Raw genomic sequence first — 15739 nt, forward strand, 5'->3', positions numbered from 1 at the left:
GTTCGGGGGCGTCCAGTCCAGCACCTGGCCGTCCGCCGTCACCAGGCGGACCTTAGCACGTTGCCGTGCAGCGCCTTGAAGTCCACCCCGGTGCCATGGGTGGCGGTGGACAGGGCGCCCGCCAGCGACTGCTTGTTGATGTCGGGCAGGTTGGGCATTTCCTGGCCGATGGCGGACAGGGCGGGGCCCAGGTCGGCCAGCCGGGTGCCGGCGCGCACGCTGGCCGTCAGCGCGTCGGCGTCATGGCCGTCCAGCCCCGCCATGCGATCCAGCGTGACCAGCGTGCCGGGCGTCGGCACCAGGGGCATGAAGGAATGGCCCGCCCCGACGGCACGGATGGGCCCCGGGGCCTTGCGCACCAGATCGGCCAGTTCACCCTCGTCCGCCGGGGCGGCGCGGCTGGCGGGATAGGCCGTCTGGATGCCCGACCAGTTGCGCCACAACAGGTGGCCGCCGGCATCGGTGGCGGGCGGGGCCGGCGGCTCCGGCTGCACACCCACGCGGGATGCCGCGACGCCGCCGGCGGCCAGCGCCGTGCCGCCCATCAACAGGAACAGGGTACGCCGTGTCAGCATGGTTGGGTCCGGTTCCCCCTTGTCGTTCAGCTCGGTTTGTCCTGACCCGCCATGAAGCGGATCAGCGCCTGGTAGTCGTCAGCGGTGCAGGAGAAGCACTGGCCACCCGCCGGCATGCCGTTGAAACCCGCCAGCGTGTGTTTAAGCAGCGTGTCCGGCCCCTTGGCCCAGCGCGGCTTCCACGCGGTGGCGAATCCCACCAGTGGGGCGCCGGCGTCCGGATTGGCGTGGCAGGCCTTGCAGCTGGCCTCATACAGGCCGGCCAAGCGCCCGTCCCCCGGCCGCCGCGCCGCCAGGACCTCGGCCGGCGGCGGCGCCTCGGGCGCCTTGTCGCAGGCCGACAGGCCGGCCAGCGCCGCCAGCAGGATCAGCGTGGGCAAGCGCCCCCGTTTCGGAAATTTTCCGCGTGCCAGACCCATGAAACTCCCCGTCGCCGTCCGTCTTCGCGAATACGGCGTTAGTCATCACTAACTATGTGTTAGTGATAGCTAAAGGGGCTGCCAAGGGCAAGGGATTTCGCGGAGGGTGGCGCGTTCAGCCGGCCCCACCCAGCGCCAGCCAGATATCCGCCGTCATCTCGGCATCCGCCCGGGACTTGTGCCGGTAGTCACCGGTCACGCTGACGCTGCCGTCCGGGTGACGCCGCCGCTTGTGCCGGGTCCAGACGGCGCAGCCCAAGCGCTCCGCCACCAGCGGCAGGCGGGAGCGTTCATCCGGCCAGCGGCGGCGGGCCAGTTTCTCGGTGCAGACGACCGGGTTGGACAGGGGCGGCAGGCCGGCCGCGGCCAGTTCCTGGTTCAGCACGGCGATGTCCCCGGCGGCGCCGTGGAACACCAGCGGATCGGCGCCGATGAAGGCCAGGATCTCGCCCGCCACCTCGGCGAAGCTGGGGCAGTCGGCGATATCCTGGGGCCGGACGCCGTGCACGCCGATGGCGATGGGGTTCAGCGGACACGCCGGGTTGATGCGCCAGCTGCACGCCTCGCGCACATGCCCGCCGGTGCCGGAGGGGGAGATGGCGACGGCCGTAACCTCGATTACGCTGCGCCCGTCCACCGGCCGGAAGCCGGTCATCTCGATATCCATGGCCACCCAGCGGCCGGCAGGAAGCTTGCCCACGTTTCCGTCCCAAATCCCATGACGCCCGGCTGAACCCGGTCTTCCCCTATACAGGCCATGGCCCCCGAAAGGAAATCAGTCATACCCGCGCCCGGCCGCCCGCCAGGCCTTGGTATGGTCGATGAAGGCCCTGAGGCCGGCCGATGGCAGGCGCTGGCTGGGGTAATACAGCGCCATGCCGGGGGAGGATGGGATCCAGTCGGCCAGGACGCGCGTCAAACGGCCCGCGGCCAGGTCCGCCGCCACGGCGCGCAGGTTGACGTAGGCAAGGCCGGCGTCGGCGCGGGCGGCCCGCAGGGCCAGATCATGGTTGCCCACGATCAGACGGCCGGGGACGTCCAGGCGCGTTTCCTCCCCGCCCCGCGCGAACTCCCAGCGATAGAGGGTGCCGCTGGGCAAGCGGGCGCGGACACAATCGTGGGACAGCAGGTCAGCCGGCGACCGGGGGATGCCACGGGCCTGGAGATAGGCGGGGGTGGCGACGACGCCCCAACCCTCCTCCACCCCCAGGGCGATCGCCACCATGTCCTCCGGCACCGCCTCCAGGGTGCGGAAGCCAGCGTCGAAGCCCGCCGCGACGATGTCGACCATGCGCCCTTCCGTCACCAGGTCCACGCGCATGTCGGGATAGCGGGCCATGAAGTCCAGCACCAGGGGCAGCACCCGCTCCGCCCCGCCCTCCGACGTGTTTAGGCGCAGCAGGCCCGCAGGGGTGTCGCGGAAGCGGTTCACCGTTTCCACCGCGTCGGCGATTTCCCGCAAGGCCGGGCGCACCCTGGCCAGGAACTGCTCCCCCGCCTCGGTCAGGGCGACGCTGCGGGTGGTGCGGTTGAACAGGCGCACGCCCAGCTGCCGCTCCATCGCCGCCACCCGGTGGCTGAGCGAGGAGGGGGAGACGCCCAGCGCCGTGGCCGCCGCGCGGAAGCTGCGATGGTCGGCCACCGCCGCCAGGGCGGTCAGCTCGTTCAAGGCCAGGTTGGCCGGCGATTCCGCCACTGTCCGAAACCTTTCATCACGTCATGCGGTATTGAGCGGATTATCGCATCAATGACGGCGGCTTACATCCCGGTCTCGACACACCAAGGAGACTTCCGATGTCAGCCCCATCCCAAAGCATTCCAGGCAAGACCGTCCTCATCACCGGCTGTTCCTCCGGCTTTGGCGAGGCCACGGCGCGCCTGTTCGCCGATCGCGGCTGGAACGTCGTCGCCACCATGCGCACGCCCGATACCCACCGGCTGCCAGCCCGGGAGAACATCCTGGTCACCCGCCTGGACGTGCTGGATCCGGCCAGCATCGACGCCGCCATCGCCGCCGGCATCACCCGCTTCGGCGCCATCGACGTGCTGGTGAACAACGCCGGCTTCGGCCTGTTCGGCGTGTTCGAGGCGACCCCTCGGCCCAAGGTGATGGAGCAGTTCGCGGTCAACGTCTTCGGCGTGATGGACGTCACCCGGGCCCTGCTGCCCCATTTCCGCCAGCGCCAAACAGGCGTGGTCATCAACGTCAGCTCTGGCGCCGGAATCTTCACCCTGCCCATGATATCGCTCTACTGCGCCAGCAAGTTCGCGCTGGAAGGCTTTTCCGAAGCGTTGTCCTATGAGCTCGCCAGCGTCGGCGTGACGGTGAAGATCGTCGAGCCCGGCGGTGTCACCAGCACCCGTTTCGGGGAGCGTAGCGAAGCGGAGGCGGCGACGGCGACCGACCTGGCCGACTACCGCCCCTTCGTCGCCGCGGTACAGGAGACGTTCACCGGCCTGCGCGCCGCCCGCGCCGGTTCCACCGCGCAGGAGGTGGCGGAAACCATCTTCACCGCCGCCACAGACGGCACGGACCAGCTGCGCTATGTCGCCACGCAGGACATCAAGCCGTTGGTGGCCGCCCGCCGCGAAACCTCGGAGGAGCGATACATGGCCCTGATGCGCGGCCAATTCATGCCACGCTAAGGGCCGGGTGGCCTCCGTCGCATGGTGGGCGAAACCGAGCGGCCCGGCCGGTCAACCACGGTGGCGCAGGCCGCCCATCCACATCTGGGTCAGCGCATGACACACGGCCTCCGGCGACATGCTGGGGTCGTCCAGCGCCATTTCAACGGCGGCGTAGCCCGCGTCCACCGCGATGCGGGTGCGCAGCCGCAATTCGGCCGGGTCCATCTCCGGCACCAGCGGCATCAGGGCCCGGCAGATGCGCTCCGTCACCGCCTCGTGCGAAGCCAGGCGGATCGCGGTCATCGAGGGCACGGCGCGCAGCGCCCGCATGATCCATACCGCCCCCGGCACGGCGGCCGTGGCCTCGATGGTGGACAGCAGGAACTGGTAGTGGTTCTGCATCAGCTCATCGAAGCCGGCGGGCGCGCTACGCTCCAGCCATTCATAGAGGATGTCGTTCTGCGACTCCATCAGGGCGCCGCCGAGGGCAGCCAGCAGATCGTACTTGTCCTTGAAATGGCGGTAGAAGATGGGCGGCGTCACCCCGGCACGGCTGGCGACCTGGTTGGTGGATATGCGTTCTATCCCCACCTCGCCCAGCAATTCGGCGCCGGCCTGCATCAGCCTTAGACGCATGGCGGCGGCTCGGGCGGTGGCGGGGAGGATGGGTGCGCTTCCTGGGGCGGCGGCGGTGTCGGCGACAGTCACGGGCTAAGGCAATGGCGATGGGGTTGAACGGGGAAGCGCCGATGGCCGGAAAGCGGCGCGGCGCCTACTGCGCCCCATGACTACAGCGTCCCGCCACGGAACGCCATCGCGGATCGTGGGCGGCCTCATTCCGGGCGGCTGGTCCATCCGTATGGATAGGCCGGCAGGGTACTGGATTCCCCGCATCGGAATGTTACTCTTTGGCGACGGGAGCAGAGACAGACGGGATGCGCTATGACGAGCGTCACCGACAACGCCCCCCATGAAGATGGGGAGAGCATCAGCGTGGACACCAGCGACCCAACGGTCGCTTGCCTTTCCATCGTCAGCTGGTCCATGGCCATCGCGGCCCTGGCCGCCATCGTCCTGCTGGCCGTCATCCTGCTGCTGCTGGGCGTCTCGCAGTACACCTTCCTGATGGTGTGGTTCATCGGCGCGCCCTTCGCCGCCGCCGGCGCCGCCCTGGCCGTCCTGTTCATTCAGCTGGGCCACGCGGCGGAGCGCCGCCGTCACTGAGCGTCAGTCCGCCATCGTCGAACGGGACTGGGCGCCACCTTGTGAGGGGTCCGCCGCACGAGGGCTCATTTACGGGGGCGCAGGCCGTTCAGGAACAGGCGCACCACCTGTTCAACATAGACGCGGCGATACGCGGTATCGCCCAGGCGGGCCGGGTTGATCTGGCCTTCGAACGAATACCCGGCCGTGACCATGCCAAAGAAAATGCGGGCGGCGGTGCCCGGGTCATCCACGACAATAAGCCCCTGGCCGGCGGCCCGCCGCAGATAGTCGGCGACCTTCTCGCGCGACTGGTCGGGACCGGTGCGGAAAAAGCCCTCCAACTGGTCGGGGAACAAGCGCCCCTCGGCCACCAGGATGCGGTTCATGGCCATGACGTCGGGCTGGACCAGCGCCTCCAACAGCGAAGTGCCGAATTGCAGCAGCACCTCTTCCGGCGGGCCGCAGCTTTCGGCGATGTCGTTCATCAACTGACCGATGTGGATGGTCACCACCTCGAGCACCGCCAGGAACAGCCCTTCCTTGCCGCCGAACAGGTCGTACAGCGTGGCGCGGGAACCGCCGGACAGGGCCACGATGTCACCCAGGGTCGCGCGTTCGAATCCCTTTTCCATGAAGACCTTCAGGGCCGCGTCCAGCATGGCGGTGCGGCGCGCCTCCGCCCGCCGGCCCAGCTTGGGTGCGTCCAGCGGGGGCGGAGCCGGTTGAGACGGAGGGGCCGCGCCAGGGGTTGAGGCGGTCTCGGAAGGATAGTCGGCAACTGGTGCGCCGCGGTGTGAGGGGCTGGTCATCTTAATTTCATAGCTTAATCAATGGTCCGGTGACGGGCATCACAGGACTGTACTGTATAATACAGTACGTAACACCCATTCGGCAAGGTCAGGGCTTCCGTAGGATGCACCCTTGCCTATCTCTTTTCCCGTTCCCTTACCACTTCCGGTTTGTTCCTGATCGAGGCGCGTTTCCGCCGACATCCGGACAAGGCGGGTTGGGGCGGACTTTCGTCGAAGAGGCATTGATGACGTTCCATGTTCCTAAAGTGGCCCTGGTGGTGACGCTGACGGTGGCGGCGGTCGCGCTTGCCGGATGCGGCGAGAAGAAGCAGGCGCCGCCCGCGCCAGGCCCCATGTCGGTGGGCGTCGTCACCATGCAACCGCAGCCGGTGACCCTGTCCACCGAGTTGACCGGCCGCACCTCGGCCTTTCGCGTGGCGGAAGTGCGCCCCCAGGTCAGCGGCGTCATCCTGAAGCGGCTGTTCACCGAGGGCGGCGACGTCAAGGCCGGCCAGCAGCTGTACCAGATCGACCCCGCCCCCTATGAGGCGGCGCTGGCCAGTGCCAAGGCCAGCCTGGCCCAGGCGGAAGCGACCGTGAAGTCGGTCAAGGCCAAGGCGGAGCGCTACGCCGACCTGGTCACGGTCAACGCCGTGTCCAAGCAGGACTATGACGATATCACCGCCAGCCTGGCGACCGACCAGGCGGCGGTGGACGCCGCCCGCGCCCAGGTCAAGACCGCCCAGATCAACCTGGACTACACCCGGGTTTACGCCCCCATCTCCGGCCGTATCGGCCGTTCCAGCGTCACCGAGGGCGCGCTGGTCACCAGCGACCAGACCACGGCGATGGCCACGGTGCAACAGCTGGACCCGATGTATGTCGACGTCACCCAGTCCAGCGTCGACCTGCTGCGGCTGCGCCAGGAAATCGCCGCCGGCCATGTGAAGGGCGCCACGGCGGGCGACGCCCCCATCAGCCTGCTGATCGACGGCCTGGGCAACCAACCTTATGGTGAGCCTGGCCGTCTGCAATTCGCGGACGTGACCGTGGACCAGACCACGGGCATGGTCACCCTGCGCGCCACCGTGCCCAACCCCAGGGCGGAACTGCTGCCCGGCCTCTTCGTGCGGGCGCGGGTGGAGGAAGGCGTGCGCGAGGGCGCCATGCTGGTACCCCAACAGGCGGTGGTGCGCGGCGCCGATGGCGGCACCACCGTCTGGGTGGTGGGCCAGGACAACAAGGCGACCGTCCGGCCCGTCACCACCACCCAGGCCCAGGGCGACAAGTGGGTGGTGACCGGCGGCCTGAACGCCGGTGACCGCGTCGTGGTGGAAGGCGTTCAGCGCCTGCGTCCCGGCGCCGAGGTGAAGCCGGATGAGGTGAAGCCCCAGGCGGCCGCCTCCGCCACCCCGCAGCCGCTGTAAGGCAGGGCCCACCCCATGTCAAAATTCTTCATCGACAGGCCCGTGTTCGCCTGGGTCATCGCCATCGTCATCATGATGGCGGGCGCGCTGGCCATCAACACCCTGCCCATCGAGCAGTTCCCCCGCATCGCCCCGCCGTCGGTGGCCATCACCGCCAGCTATCCCGGCGCCTCGTCCAAGACGCTGGAGGACACGGTCACCCAGGTGATCGAGCAGAAGATGAACGGCATCGATCATCTTCGCTACATGAGCTCCACCAGCGACAGCTCGGGCAATGTCACCATCACCCTGACCTTCAACGCCGAGGCCGACCCCGACATCGCCCAGGTACAGGTGCAGAACAAGCTGCAGCTGGCCACACCGCTGCTGCCCACCGAAGTGCAGCAACAGGGCGTGCAGGTCAGCAAGTCGGCCAAGAACTTCCTGATGGTGCTGGCCTTCTACTCCCCCACCGGGCAGTTGAACGACACCGACGTCGGCGACTTCGTCGCGTCCAATCTTCAGGATCCCATCAGCCGCCTGGACGGCGTGGGCGACATCACCCTGTTCGGGCCGCAGCACGCCATGCGCGTCTGGCTGGACCCGAACAAGCTGGCGGCCGTGCAGATGACGGCGGCGGACGTGACCACCGCCATCGGCGTGCAGAACAAGGCCGTGTCGGCCGGCCAGGTCGGCGGCCTGCCCTCCGTCAAGGGACAGCAGCTGAACGCCACCATCATCGCCCAGACCCGGCTGGAAACGCCGGAGCAGTTCGCCGACATCATCCTGCGCGTGAACCAAGACGGGTCCAAGGTCCTGCTCAAGGACGTGGCGCGGGTGGAGCTGGGCAGCAACAACTACGAAACCCAGGCGCGCTACAACGGCCACCCGGGTGCCGGCCTGGCCATCAAGCTGACCACCGGCGCCAACGCGCTGCAGGTGGAAAAGGCCATCAAGGCCAAGATCGACGAACTGCGCCCCCTGTTCCCCGAGGGGTTGGAGGTCGCCTACCCCTACGACACGACGCCGTTCGTGCGCCTGTCCATCCATGACGTGGTCGAAACCCTGCTGGAAGCCATCGTCCTGGTCTTCATCGTCATGTTCGTGTTCCTGCAAAGCTGGCGGGCCACGCTGATCCCCACCATCGCCGTCCCGGTGGTGCTGCTGGGCACCTTCGGCGTGCTGTCGGTCTTCGGCTTCACCATCAACACCCTGACCATGTTCGCCATGGTGCTGGCCATCGGCCTGCTGGTCGACGATGCCATCGTGGTGGTGGAGAACGTGGAGCGCGTGATGGCGGAGGAGGGCCTGTCCCCCCGTGAGGCCACGCGCAAATCCATGGGGCAGATCACAGGCGCCCTGATCGGCATCGCCCTGGTGCTGTCCGCCGTGTTCGTGCCCATGGCCTTCTTCTCCGGCTCCACCGGCGCCATCTACCGCCAGTTCTCGCTGACCATCGTGTCGGCCATGGCCCTGTCGGTGCTGGTGGCCCTGGTCCTGACCCCGGCCTTGTGCGCCACCTTGCTGAAGCCCGCCGCCCACCATGGCAGCGGTGCCGTGGAAACCGGCGCCTTCGGCTGGTTCAACCGCGGCTTCAACCGCCTGTCCAACGGCTATGGCAACGCCGTGGGCCATGTCAGCCGCCGGACGCTGCGCTATCTGCTGGTCTATGGCGTCATCGTCGCGGGCATGGTTTTCCTGTTCATGCGCATCCCCAGCGGCTTCCTGCCGGATGAGGACCAGGGCTTCCTGTTCGTGCAGGCCGCCACGCCGCCCGGCGCCACCGCCGAGCGCACGCTGGAAGCGGCCAAGGCCATGGAAAAGCACTTCCTGGTCGACGAGAAGGACAACGTCAGCGGCCTGTTCACGGTGGTGGGCTTCAACTTCGCCGGCCGTGGCCAGAATTCCGCCTTCGCCTTCGTCAACCTGCGCGACTGGTCGCAACGGTCCCGGCCCGATCAGAAGGCCGGCGCCATCGCCCAGCGGGCGATGATGAAGCTGATGGCCTACCGTGACGCGTCCATCTACACCATCCTGCCGCCGGCGGTGATCGAGCTGGGCAACGCCTCCGGCTTCGACTTCGAACTGGTGGACCGGGCCGGCCTGGGCCATGAAAAGCTGATGGCCGCGCGCAACCAGCTGCTGGGCATGGCGGCGCAGAGCCCCGTGCTGATGCAGGTCCACCCCAACGGCCTGGAGGACGTTCCGGAGCTGCGGGTGAAGGTCGACCAGACCAAGGCCACGGCCCTGGGGCTGTCGCTGTCCGACATCAACAGCATCCTGTCCACCTCCTGGGGGTCGTCCTACGTCAACGATTTCCTCGACAAGGGCCGCGTGAAGAAGGTCTACGCCCAGGCGGACGCCCCCTTCCGCATGCTGCCCAGCGACATCAGCCGGTGGTACGTGCGGGGATCCAGCAACCAGATGGTGCCGTTCTCCTCCTTCACCACGGCCTATTGGCAGTACGGCTCACCCCAGCTGGAGCGCTACAACGGCGTGTCGTCGCGTGACATCCAGGGCGTGCCGGCCCCCGGCCACAGCACCGGCGAAGCAATGGCGGAAATGGAAAAGCTGGCGGCCAAGCTGCCCCCGGGCATCGGGTACGAATGGACCGGCCTGTCGTATGAGGAACGGCTGTCGGGCTCGCAGGCCCCCGCCCTCTACGCCATCTCGCTGGCCATCGTCTTCCTCTGCCTGGCGGCCCTGTATGAAAGCTGGTCCATCCCGGTGTCGGTCATGCTGGTGGTGCCGCTGGGCGTCATCGGCGCGGTGGCCGCCGCCTCGCTGCGCGGCCTGGACAACGACGTCTACTTCCAGGTCGGCCTGCTGACCACCATCGGCCTGTCCGCCAAGAACGCCATCCTGATCGTGGAGTTCGCCAAGGAACAGTATGAGGCCGGACACGACCTGATCACTTCCGTGGTCACCGCCGCCAAGCAGCGCCTGCGTCCCATCCTGATGACGTCCTTCGCCTTCATCCTGGGCGTGCTGCCGCTGGCCGTGGCCAACGGCGCCGGCTCCGGCGGGCAGAACGCCATCGGCGTGGGCGTGATGGGCGGCATGCTGTCGGCCACCTTCCTCGCCATCTTCTTCGTCCCCGTCTTCTTCGTCTCGGTCCTCCGGCGGTTCGGCAAGCGCCCCCCCGCTGCCACCCCGGGCAACGACACCGCAGGACATCCGTGATGACCGTGTTCCCGACCCCCAAACGCATCGCGGCCATCACCGCCCTGCTTTTGACGACAGCTTGTTCCCTGGCGCCGGACTACACCCGGCCGCAAAGTCCCGTCCCCAACGCCTGGCCCACCGGCCAGGCGTATGAACCGGCGGATGCGCCCGGCAAGCCCTCACCCCTTCAGGGTCCCGACAGCTGGAAGGCCGTGTTCCGCGGCCCCCGGCTGCAGGCCCTGATCGCCAAGTCGCTGGAGAACAGCCGCGACCTGCGCGTGGCCTTGCTGAACATCGAGGTGGCGCGGGCGACCTACCGGGTGCAGGACGCGGCCACCCTGCCGACGCTGAACGCCGGTGGCAGCACCACCCGCTCGCGCACCCCGGCCTCGCAAAGCCTCACCGGGCGGCCGGTCACGGCCAACAGCAGCCAGGCGCAGGTCAGCGTGACCTCGTACGAGCTGGACCTGTTCGGCCGGGTCCACAGCTTGTCGCAACAGGCGCTGGAACAGTACCTGGCGACGGCGGAGGCCACCGCCACCACCCGCCTGTCCCTGATCGCGGAGGTGGCGAACGCCTACCTGACCCTGGTGTCGGACCGCCAGTTGCTGGCCCTGACCCAGGACACGCTGAAGGCCCAGCAGGCGACGCTGGACCGCACCCAGCGCATGTTCGACCGGGGCAGCAGCTCCGCCCTGGACCTGGCGCAGTCGCAGACGTCCGTCGATACCGCCCGCGCCAACCTGGAGCAATACACCCGCCTGGTGGCGCAGGACCGCAACGCCCTGGAACTGCTGGTCGGGGCGCCCCTGACCGACGCGGAGATCGAGGGCACCAGCCTGGACGACCAGGACGTGCTGGGCGACCTGCCTGCCGGCCTGCCGTCCGATCTGGTGCTGCGCCGGCCGGACATCCGCGAGGCGGAGCACACGCTGAAGGCGGCCAACGCCAACATCGGCGCCGCCCGGGCGGCCTTCTTCCCCCAGATCACGCTGACCGGCAGCTACGGCACCGCCAGCGCCGGCCTGACCGACCTGTTCGCCGCAGGCAGCAGTTCCTGGAGCTTCGGCCCCAGCGTCAGCCTGCCCATCTTCGACAACGGGAAGAACCAGGCCAACCTGGACATCGCCAAGGCCGACCGCGACATCGACGTCGCCAACTACGAGAAGGCGGTGCAGACCGCCTTCCGCGAGGTGGCGGACGCCCTGGCCGCGCGTGGCACGCTGGACCGCCAGTTGGCGGCCCAGACCTCACTGGTGAAGTCCACCCAGCTGACCTACGACCTGTCGACCAAGCGCTACGACCGTGGCATCGACAGTTTCCTGACCCTGCTGGACGCGCAGCGCAGCCTGTACAGCGCCCAGCAGAACCGCATTTCCGTGCAGCTGTCCCTGCTGGAAAACCGGGTCACCCTGTTCAAGGTGCTGGGCGGCTCGGAAACCGCGCCGGTGACGGAAGCCAACTGAACAACCAGGTGTTATCCTCCTGCGCGGCCTCAAACGCCCGCAGGAGGAAGCACCCTATGTGCCCCACCGTCACCGTTTCCGTCAGCTATCGCCACGCCCGAGCCGCCATCGACTGGCTGGCGGAGACCTTCGGCTTCGAGCGGCACGCGGTTTATCCCGGCCCGGGCGACACCATCCTGCATGCCGAGCTGACGCTGGGCACCGGCATGATCATGATCGGCACCTTGCCGGAGCGGGGCACCTTTTACGGCGATCTGGTGCGCATGCCGGACGAGGTCGGTGGCTACTGCACCCAGAGCATCAACCTGGTGGTGCCCGACCCCGACGCCGTGTGCGGCCGCGCCAAGGCCGCCGGCGCCGTCATCGTCTCCGACATCGAGGATAAGCCCTATGGCGGCCGCGGCTTCAGCTGCCGCGATCCGGAGGGGCACCTGTGGCACGTGGGCAGCTACGATCCCTGGGCGATGAAGGAATAGCGATACTAGTAATAATGGAAACCACAATCGCTTTTAAGGCGGTCGGAACTCATGGACTGAATGAGCTTGTCAGGTAGAATCATACCCTTAGCCACGGAGACCGCGACGATTCCAGCGTCGACAGCGTTCAGACCAAGATCCGTGATCGTCGACTTTATGCTTCTACAGAATTGCCGGACGGCACCGTCAATGGAAGCATCAGCGGCGGCCGGAGAAACCGACGTGAGGGTGGCGGTGTACCAGTCTCGCTGCTTCAGGTAACTGGCGACGGTGCCAATATTCTGACTTCCGGAGAAGAGTTGAAATGACAAGACATCATCCGCCTGCGCTTGCGCCTGGGCTGCCTGTGCCGCAGCCCTAAAATTCACGCCACCGCATCGGGAGCCCGCCTCAGCCGCGCACACCTCGACATTGGAGAATATTGACGGCCGCGGCGGCGCAAACTTCAGCGTCCATCTACCCACCAAGATCATTTGCGACCCTTCCCAGTCCCCCTCGTTTATGGGTAGTTTCAATTCAACAGTCAAACCCTTACCGCCAGGCGCCATACTCTCAATATTAATATCCGTCGCAGGTTCTTCTGCCAAACTAACTGTAAATAATTTACTTATTGTCTGATCAAGCGTATTTGCTGTGTCTTGGCTTGACTGCTTTGTAAGTTCTGTTATAACTCCCGCATTGGGAACCAAAGTGCGGGTCGCGTTACGTACGATATCCAAAGTCTTCCCAGCAACCTCAGACGATGGTTCATTATTTGCCTTCAAAAAGAACTGAGTGGAAACGATCGAATTTGATCCATTTTCTTTTACAAGAAAAAATGGGTAGTTCTCCAAATTTTGATATATTGTCCGCGAAAATGCCTCTCCATTCCGGTCGCTTCGGTGGTCTATTACGACAAGTGGGACTGTGATATTGTAGGTTCCGATGGATATCTTGCCAGAAAAATTGACACTGTAATGCTCTCCAAAGAAAAATCTCTCCACCGCCCCCCTCGTTTCATATTTCATGTTGACTGATTCCGAATCACCCTCCATCGATTCAGATGTACTTCCATCAACCATCAATCTCGTGTAAGAGTTTGAAAATATCGACGAATAATTATCTGAAGAAGGCGAATATAGCTTCGTAAAAGGAGTAACATTAAAGAATTTATTGCCCCCATCGTCGTCCTTTACTTTCACGGGCCTTTCCGCTGCCGCTCTAGACTCTGGCGCAAGACTGCCCTTCGCAGGCGGAGAAACAGCTGGCGGAGTAGCCGTCACCGACGGCGGAAGCAAGGAGACGCCATCAGGTAACGCCTCCCGTGCCTTAAACTCCATTAGAGGCCTTTCTTTCTGAGGAGTTGCGCAAGCCCCGACCAGCGTCAGCGCCATCATTGCTCCAGCAATACGCACACTGCTCATTGCGCCCTCCAATTCACAGGACATACGGCATTATGTGCTATCTTACGTAGAATATGCGAGAAAAATATCGCCTAATTTGGCTTACACCAACACTTATACATCTATAGATTGATAATTACCGATACCGCGAAATATTATTTCGCTTGCATCTCCTGCGCCTGAAACGAACGCTCCATCTTCAACCCTACATCGTCTTGCGCGCCGTGATGTAGTCCTGGATCACCAGGGACAGCACGTCCAAGGGCATGCTGCCGGACGACAGGCCGGCATGGTGGAACTCACGGATGTCGAATTTCGGCCCCAGTTCCTTTTTCGCCTGGTCGCGCAGGCGCACCCAGATGGTGTGGCCGATCTTGTAGCTGCAGGCCTGGCCTGGCCAAGCGCAATAGCGGTCGGTCTCGCGCGTCATGGCGCTTTCGGTGTCGCCGGTCAGGTCCACCATGTACTTCACCGCCTGTTCCCGGCTCCACCTCTTGTGGTGCATGCCGGTGTCGATGACGCAACGGCCGGCACGGAACAGCAGGAACTTCAGATAGCCGATGCGGCCCATGGGTTCTTTCTCGTACATGCCCATCTCATCGGCCAGTTGCTCGGCATAGAGCGCCCAGCCCTCGCCATAGCCGGAGAAGAACATGTTGGAGCGGTAGCGGGGGATGCCCGCCGTTTCCTGCGCCAGGGCCACCTGCAGGTGATGGCCGGGGATGCCCTCATGGTACAGGGTGGAGGGCAGCGCCCATTTGGGCCACTCGCCGGTGTCGTGCAGGTTGAAGTAGATGGTGGCCGGCCGCTTCCCGTCCAGCGACGGCGACTGGTAGTAGGCCAGCGGCGCGCCGGCGTCGATCTGCGGCGGCACCGGCTTCACCTCCGCCTTGGCCTTGGGCAGCGTGGAGAAGTAGGCCGGCAGGTGGCTGACCACGTCGGCCAGGCGCACGCCCAGGTCGGCGATCAGCTGGGCCTTGCCCTCCTCCGTCTTCGGGTAGAAGGAGGCCGGGTCCTGGTACAGGGCCTTGATGCGTTCGCCCACCGTGCCCTTGCTCAGGCCCTGGGCCTTCAGCACCGCGTCCAGGCGGGCGGTGATCTCCCGGCCCTGGTCCAGGCCGATCTTGTGCACCTCATCCGGGGACAGGTTGGTGGTGGTGTTGGCGCGCAAGCCGTCAACATACCAGGCGTCGCCGTCCTTGACGTGCCAGACGCCGGCGTCATGCGTCGCCTGTTTGCGCGCCGTTTCCACCGCCGCGATCTGGCGGTCCAGCGCCGGCGCCACCTTGGCGGTGTAGATGCCGGCGGCGCGGGCGGCCCAGTCGCCGTCGATGCCCTTGGCCTTGGCCCGCCTAGCGACGGAGGACACGAGGTCCGACGTGCCAGCATCGACGCGCAGGGCGCGCAGCTGGGTCAGCGTCGTGTCCAGCAGGAAATCGGGCGCCACCACGCCGGCGCCCCGGTCATGGTCCAGGCGTTCGGTATCCTGGTCCAGGGCGGTGGCGAAAGCCTCCAGCCGCGCCAGATAGGCCTCGGCATCGTCCTTGGTGTTGATGGGGTGCTTGGTGTCCAGGAAGGTCGGGGTGGACTGATAGCAGCCGGTCAGCTGGCTGATGGCGTAGGGGGAACGCTCCCCCGGCCGGCCGAAATCGAAGCGCTTGTAGGTTTCCAGCCGGTTGGACAGGACGTAGGCGACACAGTCGTAGTTCACCGCGTCGATGCCGCCCAGGGCCCGGCGGTCGATGCCGGCCAGGCGGCGCATCTGGCTGGCGGCGGCCTCGCGCTCCACGGCCAGGCCGGCGGCCGAGCGGTCACCCAGGCGGCTGCGCAGGCCCGCCAGATCGCCGACGTCCAGGCCCAGGCTGGTGGCGGCCTCAGGGCGGCGCCGCAGATCTTCCTGGAAGAAGGTCTCCAGCAACGCGGTCAGCGAGGCGCCGGCACCGGTGGCCGGCGTGGACGTCTGCGCCATGGCGGGCGTCCACGCGGGCATGGCGGCGGACAGGGCCACGGCGGAACTGCCGGCCAGGAAATGGCGACGATTGAACATGAAGCTCTCCCACCTGTTTGGGGCAGAGTATGCGCAAATTTTTGATGGGTGAAAGTCGGGGCTTGCCATCAAACATGCACCCTCCCGTTTTGACGGCCGGGCGGGGGCATGTATCCATTATAAATTGTTCAAATGCCGCGCAATCACCACCACCGGCTCGGGAACGCCATCAGGCACT

The 15739-nt window shown here is 66.2% G+C and carries 14 protein-coding genes; 6 read left to right on the forward strand and 8 right to left on the reverse strand.

Going from position 1 to position 15739, the window contains the following annotated elements; all coding sequences use genetic code 11:
• Nucleotides 1–38: 38 nt before the first annotated feature.
• From I55_RS19530 to I55_RS19545, 4 genes are all read right to left on the reverse strand, one after another.
• Nucleotides 39–575 (reverse strand): FAD-binding protein, encoded by a 537-nt coding sequence (locus tag I55_RS19530; protein WP_049974295.1) that lies wholly within the window; start codon nucleotides 573–575, stop codon nucleotides 39–41.
• Between the two features lie 26 nt (nucleotides 576–601).
• The gene (locus tag I55_RS19535) at nucleotides 602–955 is read right to left on the reverse strand and encodes a cytochrome c5 family protein (RefSeq protein WP_199902652.1); all 354 of its coding nucleotides are present in this window, start codon (nucleotides 953–955) and stop codon (nucleotides 602–604) included.
• A gap of 154 nt (nucleotides 956–1109) precedes the next feature.
• Nucleotides 1110–1694, reverse strand: coding sequence for a 3'-5' exonuclease (locus tag I55_RS19540; RefSeq protein ID WP_049974296.1), 585 nt, complete (start codon nucleotides 1692–1694; stop codon nucleotides 1110–1112).
• Between the two features lie 75 nt (nucleotides 1695–1769).
• Nucleotides 1770–2690: a LysR family transcriptional regulator gene (locus I55_RS19545; protein WP_199902653.1), complete on the reverse strand. Its 921-nt coding sequence runs from the start codon at nucleotides 2688–2690 to the stop codon at nucleotides 1770–1772.
• Nucleotides 2691–2788: 98 nt separating this feature from the next.
• Between I55_RS19545 and I55_RS19550 the strand changes: the two genes are divergently transcribed.
• Nucleotides 2789–3640: an SDR family oxidoreductase gene (locus I55_RS19550; protein WP_044562259.1), complete on the forward strand. Its 852-nt coding sequence runs from the start codon at nucleotides 2789–2791 to the stop codon at nucleotides 3638–3640.
• 51 nt (nucleotides 3641–3691) lie between these two features.
• On the opposite strand, the gene I55_RS19555 is transcribed toward I55_RS19550, so the two are convergent.
• Nucleotides 3692–4258 (reverse strand): TetR/AcrR family transcriptional regulator, encoded by a 567-nt coding sequence (locus tag I55_RS19555; protein WP_083901259.1) that lies wholly within the window; start codon nucleotides 4256–4258, stop codon nucleotides 3692–3694.
• A gap of 306 nt (nucleotides 4259–4564) precedes the next feature.
• On the opposite strand from I55_RS19555, the gene I55_RS19560 reads away from it, so the two are divergent.
• Nucleotides 4565–4846, forward strand: coding sequence for a hypothetical protein (locus I55_RS19560; protein WP_044562260.1), 282 nt, complete (start codon nucleotides 4565–4567; stop codon nucleotides 4844–4846).
• Between the two features lie 65 nt (nucleotides 4847–4911).
• On the opposite strand, the gene I55_RS19565 is transcribed toward I55_RS19560, so the two are convergent.
• Nucleotides 4912–5637 carry a TetR/AcrR family transcriptional regulator gene (locus I55_RS19565; RefSeq protein ID WP_083901260.1) on the reverse strand — a complete coding sequence of 242 codons (726 nt, stop codon included), beginning with the start codon at nucleotides 5635–5637 and terminating at the stop codon, nucleotides 4912–4914.
• A 227-nt stretch (nucleotides 5638–5864) separates the two neighbouring features.
• Here I55_RS19565 and I55_RS19570 point away from each other — a divergent pair, with 227 nt between their 5' ends.
• From I55_RS19570 to I55_RS19585, 4 genes are read left to right on the forward strand one after another with little or no spacing between them, the layout of a single operon-like run.
• Nucleotides 5865–7046, forward strand: coding sequence for an efflux RND transporter periplasmic adaptor subunit (locus tag I55_RS19570; protein WP_049974299.1), 1182 nt, complete (start codon nucleotides 5865–5867; stop codon nucleotides 7044–7046).
• A gap of 15 nt (nucleotides 7047–7061) precedes the next feature.
• Nucleotides 7062–10208 (forward strand): efflux RND transporter permease subunit, encoded by a 3147-nt coding sequence (locus I55_RS19575; protein ID WP_044562261.1) that lies wholly within the window; start codon nucleotides 7062–7064, stop codon nucleotides 10206–10208.
• Nucleotides 10208–11656 (forward strand): efflux transporter outer membrane subunit, encoded by a 1449-nt coding sequence (locus I55_RS19580; RefSeq protein WP_044562262.1) that lies wholly within the window; start codon nucleotides 10208–10210, stop codon nucleotides 11654–11656. The genes I55_RS19575 and I55_RS19580 overlap by 1 nt, the downstream gene beginning before the upstream one ends.
• Before the next feature lie 56 nt (nucleotides 11657–11712).
• Entirely contained in the window at nucleotides 11713–12132 is a 420-nt protein-coding gene (locus I55_RS19585) for a VOC family protein (protein ID WP_044562263.1), read from the forward strand.
• A 5-nt stretch (nucleotides 12133–12137) separates the two neighbouring features.
• Here I55_RS19585 and I55_RS36135 read toward each other — a convergent pair whose 3' ends face one another.
• Together I55_RS36135 and I55_RS19595 are read right to left on the reverse strand one after the other, a co-directional pair.
• Nucleotides 12138–13535 carry a hypothetical protein gene (locus I55_RS36135; RefSeq protein WP_148293847.1) on the reverse strand — a complete coding sequence of 466 codons (1398 nt, stop codon included), beginning with the start codon at nucleotides 13533–13535 and terminating at the stop codon, nucleotides 12138–12140.
• Nucleotides 13536–13719: 184 nt separating this feature from the next.
• Nucleotides 13720–15561, reverse strand: coding sequence for a DUF885 family protein (locus I55_RS19595; protein WP_044562265.1), 1842 nt, complete (start codon nucleotides 15559–15561; stop codon nucleotides 13720–13722).
• Nucleotides 15562–15739 lie beyond the last annotated feature (178 nt).

Origin of the sequence: Azospirillum sp. B4, from assembly GCF_000333275.1 — a bacterium.
Classification (GTDB): Bacteria; Pseudomonadota; Alphaproteobacteria; order Azospirillales; family Azospirillaceae; genus Nitrospirillum.